The organism is Methylobacterium sp. HMF5984 (genome assembly GCF_045033435.1).
Taxonomy (GTDB): domain Bacteria; phylum Pseudomonadota; class Alphaproteobacteria; order Rhizobiales; family Beijerinckiaceae; genus Methylobacterium.
This window is the reverse complement of record NZ_JBJFLN010000001.1, coordinates 1,931,550-1,947,306: the sequence shown is the minus strand read 5'-3', so window position 1 is coordinate 1,947,306 and position 15,757 is coordinate 1,931,550. Positions and strand designations below refer to the sequence as shown.

At 70.8% G+C, this 15,757-nt stretch carries 13 protein-coding genes; 5 read left to right on the top strand and 8 right to left on the bottom strand.

Annotation, left to right across the window (positions count from 1 at the left end; genetic code table 11):
* The first annotated feature begins 165 nt into the window (after nucleotides 1-165).
* Nucleotides 166-1,332, top strand: a complete 1,167-nt coding sequence (locus tag ACFZ8E_RS09260) for a transglycosylase SLT domain-containing protein (RefSeq protein WP_244029120.1) — start codon at nucleotides 166-168, stop codon at nucleotides 1,330-1,332.
* Nucleotides 1,333-1,336: 4 nt separating this feature from the next.
* On the opposite strand, the gene ACFZ8E_RS09255 is transcribed toward ACFZ8E_RS09260, so the two are convergent.
* From ACFZ8E_RS09255 to ACFZ8E_RS09235, 5 genes are all read right to left on the bottom strand, one after another.
* Nucleotides 1,337-1,867, bottom strand: coding sequence for an ankyrin repeat domain-containing protein (locus tag ACFZ8E_RS09255; protein WP_147842496.1), 531 nt, complete (start codon nucleotides 1,865-1,867; stop codon nucleotides 1,337-1,339).
* A gap of 69 nt (nucleotides 1,868-1,936) precedes the next feature.
* Nucleotides 1,937-2,662, bottom strand: coding sequence for a di-trans,poly-cis-decaprenylcistransferase (locus ACFZ8E_RS09250; protein ID WP_147859727.1), 726 nt, complete (start codon nucleotides 2,660-2,662; stop codon nucleotides 1,937-1,939).
* A gap of 48 nt (nucleotides 2,663-2,710) precedes the next feature.
* Nucleotides 2,711-3,085 carry a transcriptional regulator gene (locus ACFZ8E_RS09245; RefSeq protein WP_147727150.1) on the bottom strand — a complete coding sequence of 125 codons (375 nt, stop codon included), beginning with the start codon at nucleotides 3,083-3,085 and terminating at the stop codon, nucleotides 2,711-2,713.
* Nucleotides 3,072-3,686, bottom strand: coding sequence for a hypothetical protein (locus ACFZ8E_RS09240; RefSeq protein WP_405042642.1), 615 nt, complete (start codon nucleotides 3,684-3,686; stop codon nucleotides 3,072-3,074). The genes ACFZ8E_RS09245 and ACFZ8E_RS09240 overlap by 14 nt, the downstream gene beginning before the upstream one ends.
* Nucleotides 3,687-3,999: 313 nt before the next feature.
* Nucleotides 4,000-4,161, bottom strand: coding sequence for a hypothetical protein (locus ACFZ8E_RS09235; RefSeq protein ID WP_187274878.1), 162 nt, complete (start codon nucleotides 4,159-4,161; stop codon nucleotides 4,000-4,002).
* Nucleotides 4,162-4,269: 108 nt separating this feature from the next.
* Between ACFZ8E_RS09235 and ACFZ8E_RS09230 the strand changes: the two genes are divergently transcribed.
* Nucleotides 4,270-4,473, top strand: a complete 204-nt coding sequence (locus ACFZ8E_RS09230) for a hypothetical protein (RefSeq protein ID WP_147727153.1) — start codon at nucleotides 4,270-4,272, stop codon at nucleotides 4,471-4,473.
* A gap of 17 nt (nucleotides 4,474-4,490) precedes the next feature.
* Here the strand turns inward: ACFZ8E_RS09230 and scpA are convergent, their stop codons facing one another.
* Both scpA and ACFZ8E_RS09220 read right to left on the bottom strand, forming a co-directional pair.
* Nucleotides 4,491-6,656 carry a methylmalonyl-CoA mutase gene (gene scpA / locus ACFZ8E_RS09225; protein ID WP_243934943.1) on the bottom strand — a complete coding sequence of 722 codons (2,166 nt, stop codon included), beginning with the start codon at nucleotides 6,654-6,656 and terminating at the stop codon, nucleotides 4,491-4,493.
* Nucleotides 6,657-6,808: 152 nt separating this feature from the next.
* Nucleotides 6,809-10,228, bottom strand: a complete 3,420-nt coding sequence (locus ACFZ8E_RS09220) for an acyl-[ACP]--phospholipid O-acyltransferase (protein ID WP_405042641.1) — start codon at nucleotides 10,226-10,228, stop codon at nucleotides 6,809-6,811.
* 205 nt (nucleotides 10,229-10,433) lie between these two features.
* Here ACFZ8E_RS09220 and ACFZ8E_RS09215 point away from each other — a divergent pair, with 205 nt between their 5' ends.
* The 3 genes from ACFZ8E_RS09215 to ACFZ8E_RS09205 all read left to right on the top strand — a co-directional run bounded on the left by ACFZ8E_RS09215 (nucleotide 10,434) and on the right by ACFZ8E_RS09205 (nucleotide 14,610).
* Entirely contained in the window at nucleotides 10,434-11,054 is a 621-nt protein-coding gene (locus ACFZ8E_RS09215) for a WHG domain-containing protein (protein WP_243935944.1), read from the top strand.
* Nucleotides 11,055-11,114: 60 nt separating this feature from the next.
* Complete coding sequence (locus ACFZ8E_RS09210; protein ID WP_405042640.1) at nucleotides 11,115-12,746, top strand: alpha-D-glucose phosphate-specific phosphoglucomutase; 1,632 nt, start codon at nucleotides 11,115-11,117, stop codon at nucleotides 12,744-12,746.
* A gap of 211 nt (nucleotides 12,747-12,957) precedes the next feature.
* Nucleotides 12,958-14,610 (top strand): ABC transporter substrate-binding protein, encoded by a 1,653-nt coding sequence (locus tag ACFZ8E_RS09205; protein ID WP_243935940.1) that lies wholly within the window; start codon nucleotides 12,958-12,960, stop codon nucleotides 14,608-14,610.
* A 138-nt stretch (nucleotides 14,611-14,748) separates the two neighbouring features.
* On the opposite strand, the gene ACFZ8E_RS09200 is transcribed toward ACFZ8E_RS09205, so the two are convergent.
* Nucleotides 14,749-15,687 (bottom strand): LysR family transcriptional regulator, encoded by a 939-nt coding sequence (locus tag ACFZ8E_RS09200; protein WP_147843371.1) that lies wholly within the window; start codon nucleotides 15,685-15,687, stop codon nucleotides 14,749-14,751.
* Nucleotides 15,688-15,757 lie beyond the last annotated feature (70 nt).

Sequence of the window (15,757 nt, the reverse complement as noted above, 5' to 3'; positions counted from 1 at the left end):
CCGAACGGCTGGTTAAGAATGCGTGAAAAGAGAGCGTTAACCGCTCCTTAAGCGTGCCACGCTTGGATCACCGAGCCGTCCCATTGTGGTCACGGCATCCGGCGATAGAGCCGCCGCTTGATCGAAGCCCGGCCGATGAACGCCGCGGCACGAAAAGGACCAGCAATGGGGGTTTTCCCGGAGCCGGCGCTCTGCGCCGACGACGTGAGCCGACTCGTGCCTATCGAGTCGAATTGTGAAGTGGACACCGTGGTTTGGCTGCCGCGGGCCGTGTGCGGGACGCCGCGGAACGAGGCCGGATTTCGCCGCCCGTCCGCCCTGCGCCGCAGGAGCGCCGCGCTGGGGCTGGCCGCCCTGCTCGCCGGGTTCGTCGTGCCGCAGGCCGCCTTCGCGCCGGCGGCCTCGGCCCACGACCGGATCGACGAGCGTCCCCGCGCCGCGATCGACCTGGCCAGCGCCGGACCTTCCCACAACCCCTCCGAGTGGAGCGGCGTTCCCGTCATCGAGCAGGAACCGGCCACCAGCGCGCTGATCGCCGGCGACCTCGCCGCCCTGCCCCAGCCGTCGCCGGAGACCGACGACACCATCCGTTTCGGCAAGGTCGGCGTGCCGCGCCGGATCGTCGACACGATCCTGAAGGCCGCCGCCGCAGCGGGCGTCGACCCGGTCTACCTGATGGCGCTGGCCGACAAGGAATCCAGCTTCGCGACCGACGTGAAGGCGCAGACCTCGTCGGCCGAGGGCCTGTTCCAGTTCGTCACCGCCACCTGGCTCGAGATGATCCGCGACTTCGGCGCCCGCTACGGCCTCGACGCCGAGGCGGCCGCCGTGAAGGGCCGCGGCGCCGCGATCACCGTCGCCGCGCCGATGCGCGACCGGGTGCTGTCGCTGCGCAAGGACCCCTACGTCGCCGCGCTGATGGCGGCGGAGCTGATCAAGCGCGACCGCGGGCGCATCGAGGCGCGCGTCGGCCGGGCGCTGACCACGTCGGAGCTGTACTTCGCGCATTTCCTCGGCACGTCGAGCGCCGGGCGATTCCTGACGATGAGCGCCGACCGCCCGGACGAGGTCGCCGAGCGCGAGTTCCGCAGCGCGGCGCGGGCCAATCGGGCGCTGTTCACGCAGAAGGCCGACAAGGCCGCCGGCAAGGCGCGGCGCCACCTCACGGTGGCCGAGGTCTACGACCGGATCGACGGTATGATCGACCGGCGCCTGTCGCGCTACGAGGGCGTCGCCGCCGTCGCGGCCGCGGTCGAGACGGCCGAGCCCGCGGCGGAGCCGCCGGCCCAGCGCGTCCAGGTCACCGAAGCGCTGCCGCCCGACGGCGAGTGATCGCTCAGGCGCCGGGTCGCTTCGCGTTCGCGAGCTGAGCCGGCGTGTTCTGCGCGCCCATCGCCTGCGCCATGTCGGCGGCCGACTGGCCGGCGGCGTCGCGGCGGTCCGGGTCGGCGCCGTGGGCGAGCAGCAGGTCGACGATCTCGGTGCGGTCGAACATCGCCGCGGTCATCAGCGCGGTGCGGCTGCCGTCGCCGGTGCCGTCCACCGCCGCACCGTGGACGAGGAGCAGCGTCGCGATCGCGACGTCGCCCTTGAAGGCGGCGCCGGCGAGCGGGGTCTGGCCGCGGTCGTTGGGAAGTTCCGGGTCGCCGCCGGCCTCCAGGATGACGCGGGCGGTCTCGGCCTGGCCGTTGTAGGCCGCCAGCATCAGCAGGCTGTCGCCCTTATCGTTGCGGATGTTGGCCGGAAGCCCCTGCCCGAACAACTCCGCCAGCTCGGCGGCATGCCCCATCCGCGCATACTGGAACAGACGACCGGCGAAGGCGACGGTCTCGTCGTCGAGGGCGGGCGGGGACGCGTCAGCGGACATGCAGCGATCTTCGAGCCAGGGGAGCGACACCGCCGATCTGGCGCCGACCCCCCGTCCTGTCCAGTCCGGTCAGGCCGCAGCCGAGACCTTCGGTGCGCTCAAGCCGCCGAAGCGGCGGTCGCGGCGGGTGAATTCGGCCATCGCGGCCGCGAGGTCGGCCTCGCCGAAATCGGGCCACATCCGCTCGGTGAAGTGGAGCTCGGCATAGGCCGCCTCCCACAGCATGAAGTCGGAGAGGCGCTGCTCGCCGCCGGTGCGGATCAGCAGGTCGACGTCCACCGGCGAGCCGTGCATCGCGCCGGCGATCTCCGCTCCGAACGCCTCGCGCGAGGCGGGCTGGCCGGCGAGCCGCGCGGCGGCGGCGAGGATCGCGTCGCGGGCGGAATAGTCGACGGCGATGCGCAGGTGCAGCTTGCGCCCGGCGGCGGTCGCGGCCTCGGCCCGCTCGATCGCCTCGGGCAGCCCGGCCGGCAGCCGGTCGCGGCGGCCGACGACGCTGAGGCGGGTGCCGGTGCGGGCGAGCCGCGCCGTCTCGTTGCGCAGGTAGACGCGCAGCAGCCGCATCAGGCCGCCGACCTCGTCGGCCGGGCGCTGCCAGTTGTCGCTGGAGAAGGCGTAGAGGGTCAGCGTGCCGATCCCGTGCTCGGGGCAGGCCTCGGCGGTGCGCCGGATCGCCTCGACCCCGGTGCGGTGGCCGGCCGCGCGCGGCAGCCCGCGCCGGGTCGCCCAGCGCCCGTTGCCGTCCATGATGATCGCGGCGTGAAGGCCCGGCCTGGTGTCGGTGGGGCTTTGCATCGTGGAAGGCTCCGGTCGGGGGCGGCGCGGATGGCGGGCGGTCGGCCGTCAGGCCGGGGTGGTGTTGAGGTGGCCGGATTCCGGCAGGCGGGCGGCCTTGGCGGCGTCGCGCACCACCTGTTCCAGGACGCCGAGGTACTCGAGGAAACGGGCCCGCCCCGCCGGCGTCAGCCGGCACAGGGTCTGCGGACGGTTATGGGCGTGGCCTTTCTCCAGGCTGACGAGATCGGCCTCCTGCAGCACCGCGAGGTGGCGGCTGAGGTTGCCGTCGGTGAGCCCGCACAGGCGCTTCAGGTCGGGGAACGCCAAGCCCTTCGGATGGCCGACCAGCGAGGTCAGCACGCTGAGCCGCGCCTTCTCGTGGATCACCCGATCGAGACCGTCGTAGGAGAAGCGGCCGTCGGCCCGATCAGAGATCGCCATCGCCGCCTCCGGTGCCGGACATCACGACGGCGAGCCAGCCCTGCCCGATGGCGAAGGGCAGGCCCATCAGCCAGGGCGAGAGCGCCCGGGTCTCGCCCGCGACCGCCAGCGCGGTCAGGCCGGCGAGAAGGTAGAACGCGCCCGCGCCCTGCACCGCCCGCGGCAGGATCCGCGCCGAGGCGAACAGGCCGAGGCCGACCAGCACCTGCCACAGGCCCGGCAGCATCCAGACCTGATCGGGGGCGAAGCGCACGATCACCAGGGCGAGGCAGGCGCCCGCCCCGGCGGCGGGCATGAACCCCTCGATCGCATTCCACACCATCGCGTCCGCAAGACCCGAATGCAGCTGGCGCGAGCGCCGAACCGTCTCGATGCCGATGAGACCGCCCGCGGCGCAGGCGGTCGCGATCCACAGGCCGAAGAACAGAAGCGGCCGCGCGTCCGGATCGCCGAGCCAGAGCGCCTGACCGCACGCGGTCGCCAGGGCGAGCACCCCGGTGGCGGCCAGGGCCGCCGAGCCGAGGCCGCGGAACGCGGTGTCCCGTGCGATCTGCGAGCGGATAGCGACGATGTCGGCCAGCGCCTTGTCGAGGTCGTGCATGGGCTCTCCGGCGTCGAATCGCGCTTTGCATTGCAAAGTAACCCGAGGCCGCATACGCGGCAAGCGAATTATTGCAACCGTTGGTTTCATTTGTGGCGAAGTCGCTGGCATTCGTGGATCAGGGGGCGGCGCGACCTCGTCGTCGTCGACCGCCGTGACGGGCTGCGCGCCGCGAATGCGGCCCGCCCGGCGGCGACCGGGCCCGTCGCGAGGGCCCGGGCATCTGCCCGGATGTCTTCGCGCGTCTCGCGATTGCGTGAGGCAAGTGTTTTGTAGGGCGCGATTTCGTAAAACCGTGCCATCATCGCCGCGATCACCAGCGGGAGAGCATGATGGCATCCGAGAACAAGCGCGGAAATCGCGAGACGAAGAAACCGAAGAAGGTGGTTTCGAAGACGATTGCTGCGGCGCCTTCGACGAAGGACATGGTTAGCGCCGCGATCAAGACCGCCGGCAAGAAGACCAAGTAGCGCAACAGTTGCTTCGGCCCGGCGCCCGGATCGCCCGGGCGATCGGCGCGCCGGGCCGCGGGAAAAGCGCCGGCGTTGTCATCCCGCTAACCGACGGCATGCCACCATTTGGCATGCTCGATCGCATCTGGACGACGGCCAAGGCGGTATTCGGGGTGGGCCTACTCGTGGTCTGCGCGCTGCTGGCTGCGCAGAAGCTCGATCGCGAGCGGGCGGAGCAGTCGGCCCAGGCCATGTTCCGCGCCGGCGGCCCCGAGGCCACCGGCTCGATCACGCCGTCGGCGCCGGCCTCGCAGACGCAGACGCCTTCGGAATAGCGCTCTTTGGGGGCGCGCTACTCGGCGGCCTGCCGGGCGGCGTAGCCGAGCCGGCCGTTCAGCTCCTCGATCAGCTTGACCGCGGCCTCCGCGATCACCGTGCCCGGCGGGAAGATCGCCGAGGCGCCGGCGGCGTAGAGCGCATCGTAGTCGCCGGGCGGGATCACGCCGCCGATCACGATCATCACGTCGCCGCGGCCCTGCTCGCTCAGCGCAGCCTTCAGCTCGGGCACCAGCGTCAGGTGGCCGGCCGCCAGCGACGACACGCCGACGATGTGGACGTCGTTCTCCACCGCCTGCCGCGCGGCCTCCGCCGGCGTCGCGAAGAGCGGCCCGATGTCGACGTCGAAGCCGAGGTCTGCGAAGGCCGAGGCGATGACCTTCTGGCCGCGGTCGTGCCCGTCCTGGCCCATCTTGGCGACGAGGATGCGCGGGCGGCGCCCGTCGTTCTCCTCGAAGGCCTCGACCAGCCCCCGCACCTGCTCGACCGCTGGCGACATGCCACCCACCTCCCGCTTGTACACGCCCGAGATCGACCGGATCTCGGCCCGGTGCCGGCCCCAGGCCTGTTCCAGCGCATCCGAGATCTCGCCCACCGTCGCCTTGGCGCGCGCCGCCTCGACGGCGAGCTCGAGCAGGTTGCCCTCCCCTTCCGCCGCCGCGGTCAGCGCGGCGAGCCGCGCATCGACGTCGGCCTGGTCGCGCTCGGAGCGCAGACGCTTGAGCTTGTCGATCTGCAGCGTGCGCACGTTGCCGTTGTCGACGCGCATCAGCTCGATCTTCATCTCGTCGTCGGGCTTGAACTTGTTGATGCCGACGATGGTCTGGCGGCCGGAATCGATCCGGGCCTGGGCCCGCGCCGCCGCCTCCTCGATCCGGAGCTTGGGGATGCCGGCCTCGATCGCCTTGGCCATGCCGCCGAGCTCCTCGACCTCGCGCAGGTGCTCCCAGGCGCGGGCGACGATGTCGGCGGTGAGCTTCTCGACGTAGTACGAGCCGCCCCACGGGTCGACGATGCGGGTGGTGCCGCTCTCCTGCTGCAGGAACAGCTGGGTGTTGCGGGCGATGCGCGCCGAGAAGTCGGTCGGCAGCGCCAGCGCCTCGTCCAGCGCGTTGGTGTGGAGCGACTGGGTGCCCCCTTGCGTCGCCGCCATCGCCTCGATGCAGGTGCGGGTGACGTTGTTGAACACGTCCTGCGCGGTCAGCGACCAGCCCGAGGTCTGCGAGTGGGTGCGCAGCGGCAGCGACTTCTCGCTCTTCGGCTCGAACTCCTTCACGAGCTTGGCCCAGATCAGGCGCGCGGCCCGCATCTTGGCGATCTCCATGAAGTAGTTCGTCGAGATCGCCCAGAAGAACGACAGCCGCGGGGCGAACTTGTCGATCGTCAGCCCGGCCGCCAGCCCCGCCTTGATGTACTCCACGCCGTCGGCCAGCGTGTAGGCGAGCTCGAGGTCGTTCGTCGCGCCCGCTTCCTGCATGTGGTAGCCGGAGATCGAGATCGAGTTGAACTTCGGCATCTTCTGCGAGGTGTAGGCGAAGATGTCCGAGATGATCCGCATCGAGCCCTTGGGCGGGTAGATGTAGGTGTTGCGGACCATGAACTCCTTGAGGATGTCGTTCTGGATCGTGCCGGCGAGCTTCTCCGGCGGCACGCCCTGCTCCTCGGCGGCGACGATGTAGAGCGCGAGGATCGGCAGCACCGCGCCGTTCATCGTCATCGACACGGTCATCTCGTCGAGCGGGATGCCGGAGAACAGCGTCCGCATGTCGTAGATCGAATCGATCGCCACGCCGGCCATGCCGACGTCGCCCGAGACGCGCGGGTGGTCGGAATCGTAGCCGCGGTGGGTCGCGAGGTCGAAGGCGACCGAGAGGCCCTTCTGTCCGGCGGCCAGATTCCGCCGGTAGAACGCGTTCGAATCCTCGGCCGTGGAGAAGCCGGCATACTGGCGGATCGTCCAGGGCTGGGTGACGTACATCGTCGGGTACGGCCCGCGCAGGTACGGCGCGACGCCCGGATAGGTGTCGACGAATTCCAGCCCTGCCCGGTCGTCCGGCCCGTAATGGGTCTTCACCGGAATGCCCTCGGGCGTCATCCACGGCTCCCCCGACGGCGGCGGCGGCACGGCGACGGCGTCCGCGCCCCAGGCGATCTCGGCGAAGTTCGGGATGCGGGAGGTCATGGGCGGGCTCTTCGAAGGGGGCCGGACTTTTCGCCATTATAGGCGAGACCCGATCAGACGCGACAGCCCTCTTCGACAAGGCGACACGGCGACAGGATATTCCGGTCGCACCCCTCCCCCGCAAAGGGGGAGGGAAGACGTGCCCTAAGCGATCACGCCGCCGTCGCCTCCTGCCCGCCCGCGCGCTCCTTCGCGAGCTTGGTCACCGCTACCTGATCGACCTTGCCGGTGCCGAGCATCGGGATCGCGTCGACCACTACCACCTCGGCCGGGATCGCGAGGTCGGGCGCGCCCCGGCCCTTGGCGAAGGTCTGGTAGGCGGCGCGCGTCGCGTCCTTGCGCTGGGTGAACAGCACCAGCCGCTCGCCCTTGCGCGCGTCCGGCACCGCGGCCACCGCGCTCGGGCTGTCCGGCCACAGGTCAGCGGCGGTCGCCTCGATGCCGGCGAGCGAGATCATCTCGCCGGCGATCTTGGCGAAGCGCTTGGCGCGGCCCTTGATCGCGACGAAGCCCTGCGCGTCGATGGCGACGATGTCGCCGGTGTCGTGCCACCCATCCACGGGAGCCTCCAGCACGCCGGGGTTCTCGGCGCGCAGGTAGCCGAGCATGATGTTGGGGCCGCGCACCACGAGGCGGCCGCCCTCCTCGATGCCGGGGACCGGGTCGAGGCGGTGCTCCATGCCCGGCACCAGGCGCCCGACGGTGCCGAAGCGGTTGAACATCGGCGTGTTGACCGCGACCACCGGTCCGCACTCGGTGACGCCGTAGCCCTCGAGGATGCGCAGGCCGAACTTCTCCGCGTAGGTCCGGCGGGTGGAATCCTTCACCGGCTCGGCGCCGGCCACGACGTAGCGCAAGCTGCGCAGGTCGTAGGCGTGCGCCACCTTGGCGTAGCCGGTCAGGAAGGTGTCGGTGCCGAACAGGACCGTGGCGTTCGAGCCGTAGACCAGCTCCGGCACGATCCGGTAGTGCAGTGGCGACGGGTAGAGGTAGACCGGCACGCCCGAGACCAGCGGCAGCACCAGCGCCGAGGTCAGCCCGAAGGCGTGGAAGATCGGCAGCACGTTGAACACCTTGTCGGATGGCCCAAAATCGATCCGGGCCGCGACCTGGGCGACGTTCGAGAGCATGCCGCGGTTGGCGACCATCACGCCCTTCGGCGTCCCCTCCGAGCCGGAGGTGAACAGGATCGCGGCCGCATCCTCTCCGGTCCGCGCCACGAGGGGCCTGCGCGCCGCCAGCAGCCCGCGGATCTTGTCGCCCGTCGTGATCGTGGCGCGCACGTCCTCCAGGTAGATCAGCTCGACCTTATCCTTGATCGCCTCGACGAGGGGCCCGAGGCGGCCCTTCTCGATGAAGGCGCGCGAGGTGAGGATCTTCGTCACCTGCGCCGCCGTGCACGCGGAGAGGATGTTGGCCGCGCCGGCCGAGAAGTTGATCATCGCCGGCACCCGGCCGGCGGAGGCCAGCGCGAAAAACGTCACCGCGGCGCCGTTGGCGTTGGGCAGCATCAGCCCGATCGCCCGCCCCTCCCCCGCCAACGGCATCAGCTTGCGGCCGAGGATGTTGGCGCCCATCACGAGGCGCGAATAAGTGAGCTTGCCCGAGACCGGATCCTCCAGCGCCGTGCGGCGCCAGCCGAAGCGCTCGGCGGCCGCGATCAGCGCCGTCATCACGCTCCGGTCGATGTCGGTGGTGTCGAACACCAGCTCGGACATGATGCCGTAGAGCGCCGCGCCCGCCGCCTGCCGGCGCGCCTTGCCCTTCAGCTCCGGGTCGACCCCGAGCTTGACCGGCGGCATCACCGTGACGACCACCTTCGGCCACCAGCGCCGCTTCACCTGATCGCGGGACAGCCGCGAGAACACGGTCTTCTCGAGCCCCTCGATCCGCACCGGCAGGACCATCGCGCCGGACTTGTCGGCGATCAGGCCGGCGCCGTCGTAGACCTTCATCAGGCTGCCGGTGACGGTGAGGCGGCCTTCGGGGAAGATGATCAGGGTCTCGCCGCCCTTCACCGCGTTGATCAGCGAGCGGGTGGCGAGCGGCCGGGTCGGATCGAGCGGCATCGCCTTGGTGACCCGCAGGAACGGCTTCACCCACCAGCGCTGCGCGATGCCGTGATCGACGGCGAAGACCGGCTCCTGGTCGAGCAGCGACAGGGCGAGCGGCGCGTCGAGGAACGAGACGTGGTTCAGGGCGACGATGCAGTTCGCGCCGGCCTTCTCGACGTTGTCGAGCCCGCGCACCTCGAGCCGGTAGAACGCCCGGAACAGGATCGACAGGAAGTCGCGGAACGGGCTCGTCTCCAGGGTGACGAGGACCACGACCGCGACGACGAGGTTGAGCACCGCCACGAGCGCCAGCAGCGTCGCGCTCGAGAAGCCGGCGCCCTGGAGCGCGGCGAGCGCCAAGGTGCCGCCGACCATGAAGGCCGCGGTCATCACGTTGACGGCGCCGATGATGCGGGCGCGCTTGTCCTTGTCGGTCCAGGCCTGCACCGCGGCAAACGACGGCACGATGTAGAGGCCGCCGGCCATGGCCAGCCCGAGGAAGTCGATCGCCACCCGCAGGCCGGAGCCCGTGCGCAGGAAGTTGGCGGCGCCGATCATCGCGCCGGGCTCGGGCGCGTGGTGGGCGACCGTCCAGGCGAGGTCGAGGCCGGACAGGGCCATCAGCAGCGCGCCGACGGGGGTGGGCAGCAGCACGATCCGCCCGCTGCACAGCCACGAGGCCAGGCCCGAGCCCAGCGCGATGCCGACCGAGAACACCGCGAGCAGCAACGTGACCACCGTCTCCGAGCCGTTGAAGTCGTGGCGCACCAGCAGCGGCAGCAAGGACAGCACCACCACACCGACGAGCCAGAACCAGCTGACGATGATCGAGCCGCGCCACAGGCGGCGGTCGCTCCAAAGGTCGCGCAGCAGGGCCACGGTGGAGCGCGCGACGTTGCGGTCGACCTGCAGGTCGGGCGCGCCCTCGCCGGTGCGCGGGATCGCCCGTGCCGCGAGCCAGCACAGCACGGCGAAGGCCATGATCAGGCCGCCGAAGACGAGGTGCGAGCCGCCCATGGCGCTGGCGAAGCCGGCGGCGATCGTGCCGAGCAGGATCGCGAGGAAGGTCGCGGCCTCGACCAGCGCGTTGCCGGCCGGCAGCTCCTCGCGGCGCAGGTGGTCGGGCAGGATGCCGTACTTGATCGGCCCGAACAGGGCCGCGATCGTCCCGAACAGCCCGAGCGCGACGAACAGGATCGGCACCGAGGCGAGGAAGAACCCGAGCACCGCGGTGCCGGCGGCGAAGATCTCGGCGAACTTCAGCCGCTTGGCGATCACCGCCTTGTCGTAGCGGTCGGCGAGCTCGCCCCCGAGGCCCGACAGGATGAAGAAAGGCCCGATGAACACGGCGCTCGCCAGCGTCACCAGGATGCCGGAATCGGAATCGCCGCCTTGCGAGACCTTGAACAGGATCAGGAAGGCGAGGGCGTTCTTCAGGAAGTTGTCGTTGAAGGCCGAGAAGAACTGGCACCAGAACAGCGGCGCGAAACGCCGGGCGGTCATCAGCGAACGGAACATGGCGGTCTCCCCGGCTGGGCCATGACTGGCTCAACCCGTGCGGTCGCGTCAAATCCCGGACCCGGTGCGATCCACGCTGGACGACGGGATTTGAACAACGTGCAAACTAAGCGATCGCGGGCGGCGCGCAAGCTTGTTCTTGCACGCCGTGCAATCTATCGCTGCATCCCGTGCGCGACCGCACGGGACACCGCGGATGCATAGCGTGAAGACCGTTAAGAAGCGCGCCGCCGGCCCGCGCGGCGACGTCGACCGGGCCGGCTTCCTCGCGCTGGTCTGCGAGGCCGCCGAGGGCATCGTCCGGAACCAGGGCGTGCGCGCCCTCGGGATGCGGCCGCTCGCCGCCGCGATCGGCTACGCGCCGAACTCGATCTACAATGCGGTCGGCGATCTCGACGCGGTGCTGCTGCGGGTGAACGCCCGCACCTTCGCCCGGCTGCGGGACGCGCTCGCGGCGGCCCTCGACCCGGCGGGGTCGCCGCGGGCGAACGCGGCGGCCCTGGCCTCCGCCTACCTCGCCTTCGTCGCCGCGGATCCGGCGATCTGGAGCCTCGTCTCCGACCAGGCGCCCGCGCGCGGCGCCGCGGTGCCGGACTGGTACTGGGAGGCGTTGGCCTCCGCGACCGGCCTCGTCGACGGAACGCTGCAGCCGCTGCTGCCCGACGCCGCCGAGCGCGCCCAGGCGGTGGCCGCCCTGTGGGCGTCGCTGCACGGGCTCGCCTCGCTCTCGACCTCGGGCAAGCTCGGGGCGCTGACCGACGCCGCCCCCGCGGACCTCGCGCGGATGCTCGTCGCCCGCTTCCTGGCGGCGGATCCGGCGGGCTGATTGACCGCTCCCGCGAAACCGGGTTGTTGGGCGGAAAGTCCCTGAGAGATCGAGCGAACCATGGTCCTGAAACGCGTGCCGACGACGCCGTTCTCCGATCAGAAGCCCGGCACGTCCGGCTTGCGCAAGAAGGTCGCCCACTTCCGCCGGCCGCACTACGTCGAGACCTTCGTCCAGGCGATCGTCCAGTCCGTCGCCGGCCGCGAGGGCGCGACCCTGGTGCTCGGCGGCGACGGGCGCTTCTTCAACCGCGCGGTGGTCCAGACCACGCTGAAGATCGCCGCCGCCAACGGCTTCGGCCGCGTCCTCGTCGGCCGGGGCGGCCTGCTCTCGACGCCGGCCGCGTCCTGCGTGATCCGCAAAGCCGGCGCGATCGGCGGCATCATCCTCTCGGCGAGCCATAATCCCGGCGGGCCGGACGGCGATTTCGGCATTAAGTTCAACACCGCCAACGGCGGCCCGGCGCCCGAGAGCGTCACCGAGGCGATCTATTCCGCGACGAAGACGCTGACGGAATATCGCATCGCCGACGTGCCCGACCTCGACCTCGACCAGGTCGGGGCGACGCGGATCGGCGACATGATCGTGGAGGTGATCGATCCGGTCGCCGACTACGCCGCGCTAATGGCCGAGCTGATCGATTTCGACGCGATCCGCCGCCTGTTCTCCTCCGGCTTCCGCATGCGCTTCGATGCGATGAGCGCGGTGACCGGCCCCTACGCCCACGCGATCCTCGAAGGCATGCTCGGCGCCGAGCCCGGCACGGTGGTGAACGGCGAGCCGAAGGAGGATTTCGGCGGCCACCACCCCGATCCGAACCCGGTCCACGCCCACGACCTCTACCAGCTGATGCTCGGCCCCGACGCGCCGGATTTCGGCGCGGCCTCGGACGGCGACGGCGACCGCAACATGATCGTCGCGCCGGGCCTGTTCGTGACCCCGAGCGACAGCCTCGCGATCCTGGCGGCGCACGCCAGCGTCGCGCCCGGCTACGCATCCGGGCTCGCCGGCATCGCCCGCTCGATGCCGACGAGCCGCGCGGCCGACCGCGTCGCGGCCCGCCTCGGGATCGGTGCCTACGAGACGCCGACCGGGTGGAAGTTCTTCGGCACGCTGCTCGATGCCGGCTTGATCACGCTCTGCGGCGAGGAGAGCGCCGGCACCGGCTCGAACCACGTCCGCGAGAAGGACGGGCTGTGGGCGGTGCTGCTCTGGCTCAACATCCTGGCCGCGACGGGCAAGCGCGCCGACGCGATCGTGCGCGAGCACTGGGCGGAGTACGGGCGCGACTACTACACCCGGCACGATTACGAGGAGATCGCCTCGGACGCCGCCAACCGGCTGATGGACGGGTTGCGGGACAAGCTCGCGGAGCTGCCCGGCCGGCGGATCGGCGACGTCACGGTCTCGGCGGCGGACGATTTCCGCTACGTCGACCCGGTCGACGGCTCGGTGAGCGAGCGCCAGGGCATTCGCGTCACCTTCGCGGAGGATGCCCGCATCGTCTACCGCCTGTCCGGCACCGGCACGGCGGGCGCGACGCTGCGCGTCTACATCGAGCGCTACGAGGCGGCGCCGGACCGGCTCGAGCGGCCGGTCGCCGCGGTGCTGGCTCCGCTGGTCGCCGTCGCCCGCGAGCTGGCGGAGATCGAGGCGCTGACCGGACGGGCCGAGCCGAGCGTGGTGACGTGAGCCGGAACCGATCCCGGTAGACTACCGGTTGCGGAGGTGCCGGGCGGCGCTTGGCATATTGTGTGCCTCCCATGTCGGCACGAGCCCGCGCGGCGGAACGCAAGGAGGTCCTCCTTGCCCGTGGATCGGTGATGCCGTCCGATCGACGGAGGGCGTCGCCGTTTTCTTTCGTCGCGCGGATCGTTCCCGTTCCGCGATCGAAAAGTGCCCGATGGACAAGACTTCGCTCACGCGCCGCAACCTCATGCTCGGCAGCGCCGCCCTCGGCGCGCTCGGGGTGGGCTGGCCGCTCGCCGCGCCCGGCGCCCTCGCTCAGGGGGGCTCGGCGCCCGGCGGCAAACCCGCGGGCACCCTGACCTACGGCATCTCGATGTCGGACCTGCCGCTCACCACCGGGCAGCCGGACAAGGGCGCGGGCGGTTACCAGTTCACCGGGCTGACCCTCTACGATCCGCTGATCGCCTGGGAGCTCGACGTTGCGGACCGCCCCGGCAGGATGGTGCCCGGCCTCGCGACGTCCTGGGAGAGCGACCCGGCCGACCGCAAGAACTGGACGTTCCACCTGCGCGACGGGGTGAAGTTCCACGACGGCTCGGCCTTCGATGCGGACGCGGTGATCTGGAACTTCGACAAGGTGCTCAACAAGGAGGCGCCGCACTTCGACCAGCGCCAGGCCGCCCAGGTGAGGCCGCGCCTGCCCGGCGTGGCGTCGTATCGGAAGCTCGATGCGATGACCGTGCAGGTGACGACGAAGACCGCCGACAGCCTGTTCCCCTACCAGATGCTGTGGTTCCTGATCTCGTCGCCGGCCGGGTTCGAGGCGGCCGGGCGCGACTGGTCGAAGTTCGCGTTCCAGCCCTCCGGGACCGGGCCTTACAAGATCGGCCAGCTCCAGCCCCGCGTCCGCCTCGAGCTCGTGGCGAACGAGGCCTACTGGAACCCCAAGCGCGCCCCGAAGCTCGCCAAGCTGACGCTGGCCTGCGTGCCCGAAGACCTCGCCCGCGTGAACGCGCTCCTGTCGGGCAACGTCGACCTGATCGAATTGCCCGCGCCCGACGCCGTGCCGCGTCTGAAGGCCGCCGGCATGCGGATCGTCGGCAATGACACGCCGCATGTCTGGAACTACCACCTCTCGATGGTCGAGGGCTCGCCCTGGCGCGACATCCGCCTGCGCAAGGCCGCCAACCTCGCGATCGACCGCGACGGCGTGGTGCAGCTGATGGGCGGCCTGGCCGCCCCGGCCGTCGGGCAGGTGCAGGCGTCGAGCCCGTGGTTCGGCAAGCCGACCTTCCAGATCAAGACCGACGTCGCGGCGGCCAAGACGCTCGTGGAGGAGGCCGGCTTCTCGGTGAAGAACCCGGTCAAGGCGACGATCCTGATCCCCACCGGCGGCACCGGGCAGATGCTGTCCCTGCCGATCAACGAGTTCATCCAGCAGAGCTGGGCCGAGATCGGCATCCAGGTCGAGTTCAAGACCGTCGAGCTGGAGGTCGCCTATACCGGCTGGCGCCAGGGCGCGGCCGACCCGAGCCAAAAGGGCGTCTCGGCCGGCAACATCGCCTACGTCACCTCCGATCCGTTCTACGCGATCCTGCGCTTCTACGATTCGCGCCAGATCGCCCCGAACGGCGTGAACTGGAGCCACTGGAAGAACGCCGAGGTCGATGCGCTCTGCGACAAGGTCAAGGCCAGCCTCGACCCGGCGGAGCAGGACAAGCTGCTGGCCCGCATCCACGAGATCGTGGTCGACGAGGCGGTGCAGGTCTGGGTCGTGCACGACACCAACCCGCACGCGCTCTCGCCGAAGGTGAAGGGCTACACCCAGGCCCAGCACTGGTTCCAGGACCTGACGACGCTGGCGTGATGGGGCGGCGCGGGTTTCCTTCGCTACCGGATCGCGCAGCAGATGCGTGACGGGTACTCCCTCCCCCGCAGAGGGGGGAGGGAAGAGCGTGGTCAGGGATGCGGGGTCGGCGATGCGCCGGCCCCCTGCCCCACCCCGTTAAAGCCTCTCGACCTCGGCCGTCTCGCCCGCCAGCCGCACCAGCACCTGCCGCAGCCAGCGGTGGGCCGGGTCGTCGTCGTAGGAGGCGTGCCACAGCATCGAGACCGAGACCGCGTCCAGCTCCACCGGCGCCGGGCTCACCGTCAGCCCGAGCGCGTCGGCGAAGTAGGTCGCGAGCCGCGCGTGCATCGTCGTGATCACCGGGGCGGCGCGCACCAGGAACGGCACCACCAGGAACCGCGGCGTCGTCAGCGCCAGCGTCCGCGCCCGCCCGAGCTTGGCCAGCGCGTCGTCCACGACACCGTGGGCGGTCTCGCGCAGGCTGGTGAGGATGTGCGGGAAGCGGAGGTAATCGTCCAGGGAGATCGGCGGCGCTAGCCCGACCTGGCCGGCGTCGAACAGGCAGACGTAGGTGTCGCGGTAGAGCAGGCGCTGCTTGTGATGGGTCTGCCCCTCGAACCCGAAGCCGATGGCGAGGTCGACCCGGTCGGCATCGAGCTCCTCCAGGATGTGCGTGCGGTCGACCGAGCGCAGCAGAAGGCGGATGCCCGGCGCCTCGGCGCGCAGGTAGCCGAGCAGCCGGGGCCCGAGCAGCACCTCGGTGCTGTCCGGCAGGCTGACCGTGAAGGTCCGCTCGGTCGTGGCCGGATCGAACGCCGCCTCGCGCCGGACGATCGCCTGGATCTGCCGCAGGGCCGCGCGGACGGGCTCGGCCAGCGCCAGGGCGCGTGGCGTCGGCCGCATGCCGTCGGGGGCGCGGGTCAGCAGCTCGTCGTCGAACAGCCGGCGCAGGCGGGCGAGGCTCGAGCTCATCGCCGACTGGCCGATGCCGATGCGAGCCGCGGCGCGGGTCACGCTGCGCTCGGCCAGCATCGCGTCGAGGGCGACGAGCAGGTTCAGGTCGATGCGGCTAAGATCGATGTGATCGATAGTCATCAGCGATACGATCGGTTTGATCCATGCTGCACTGCAGAACATATTCGTGACCAAGGCAAGGGCATCGGGC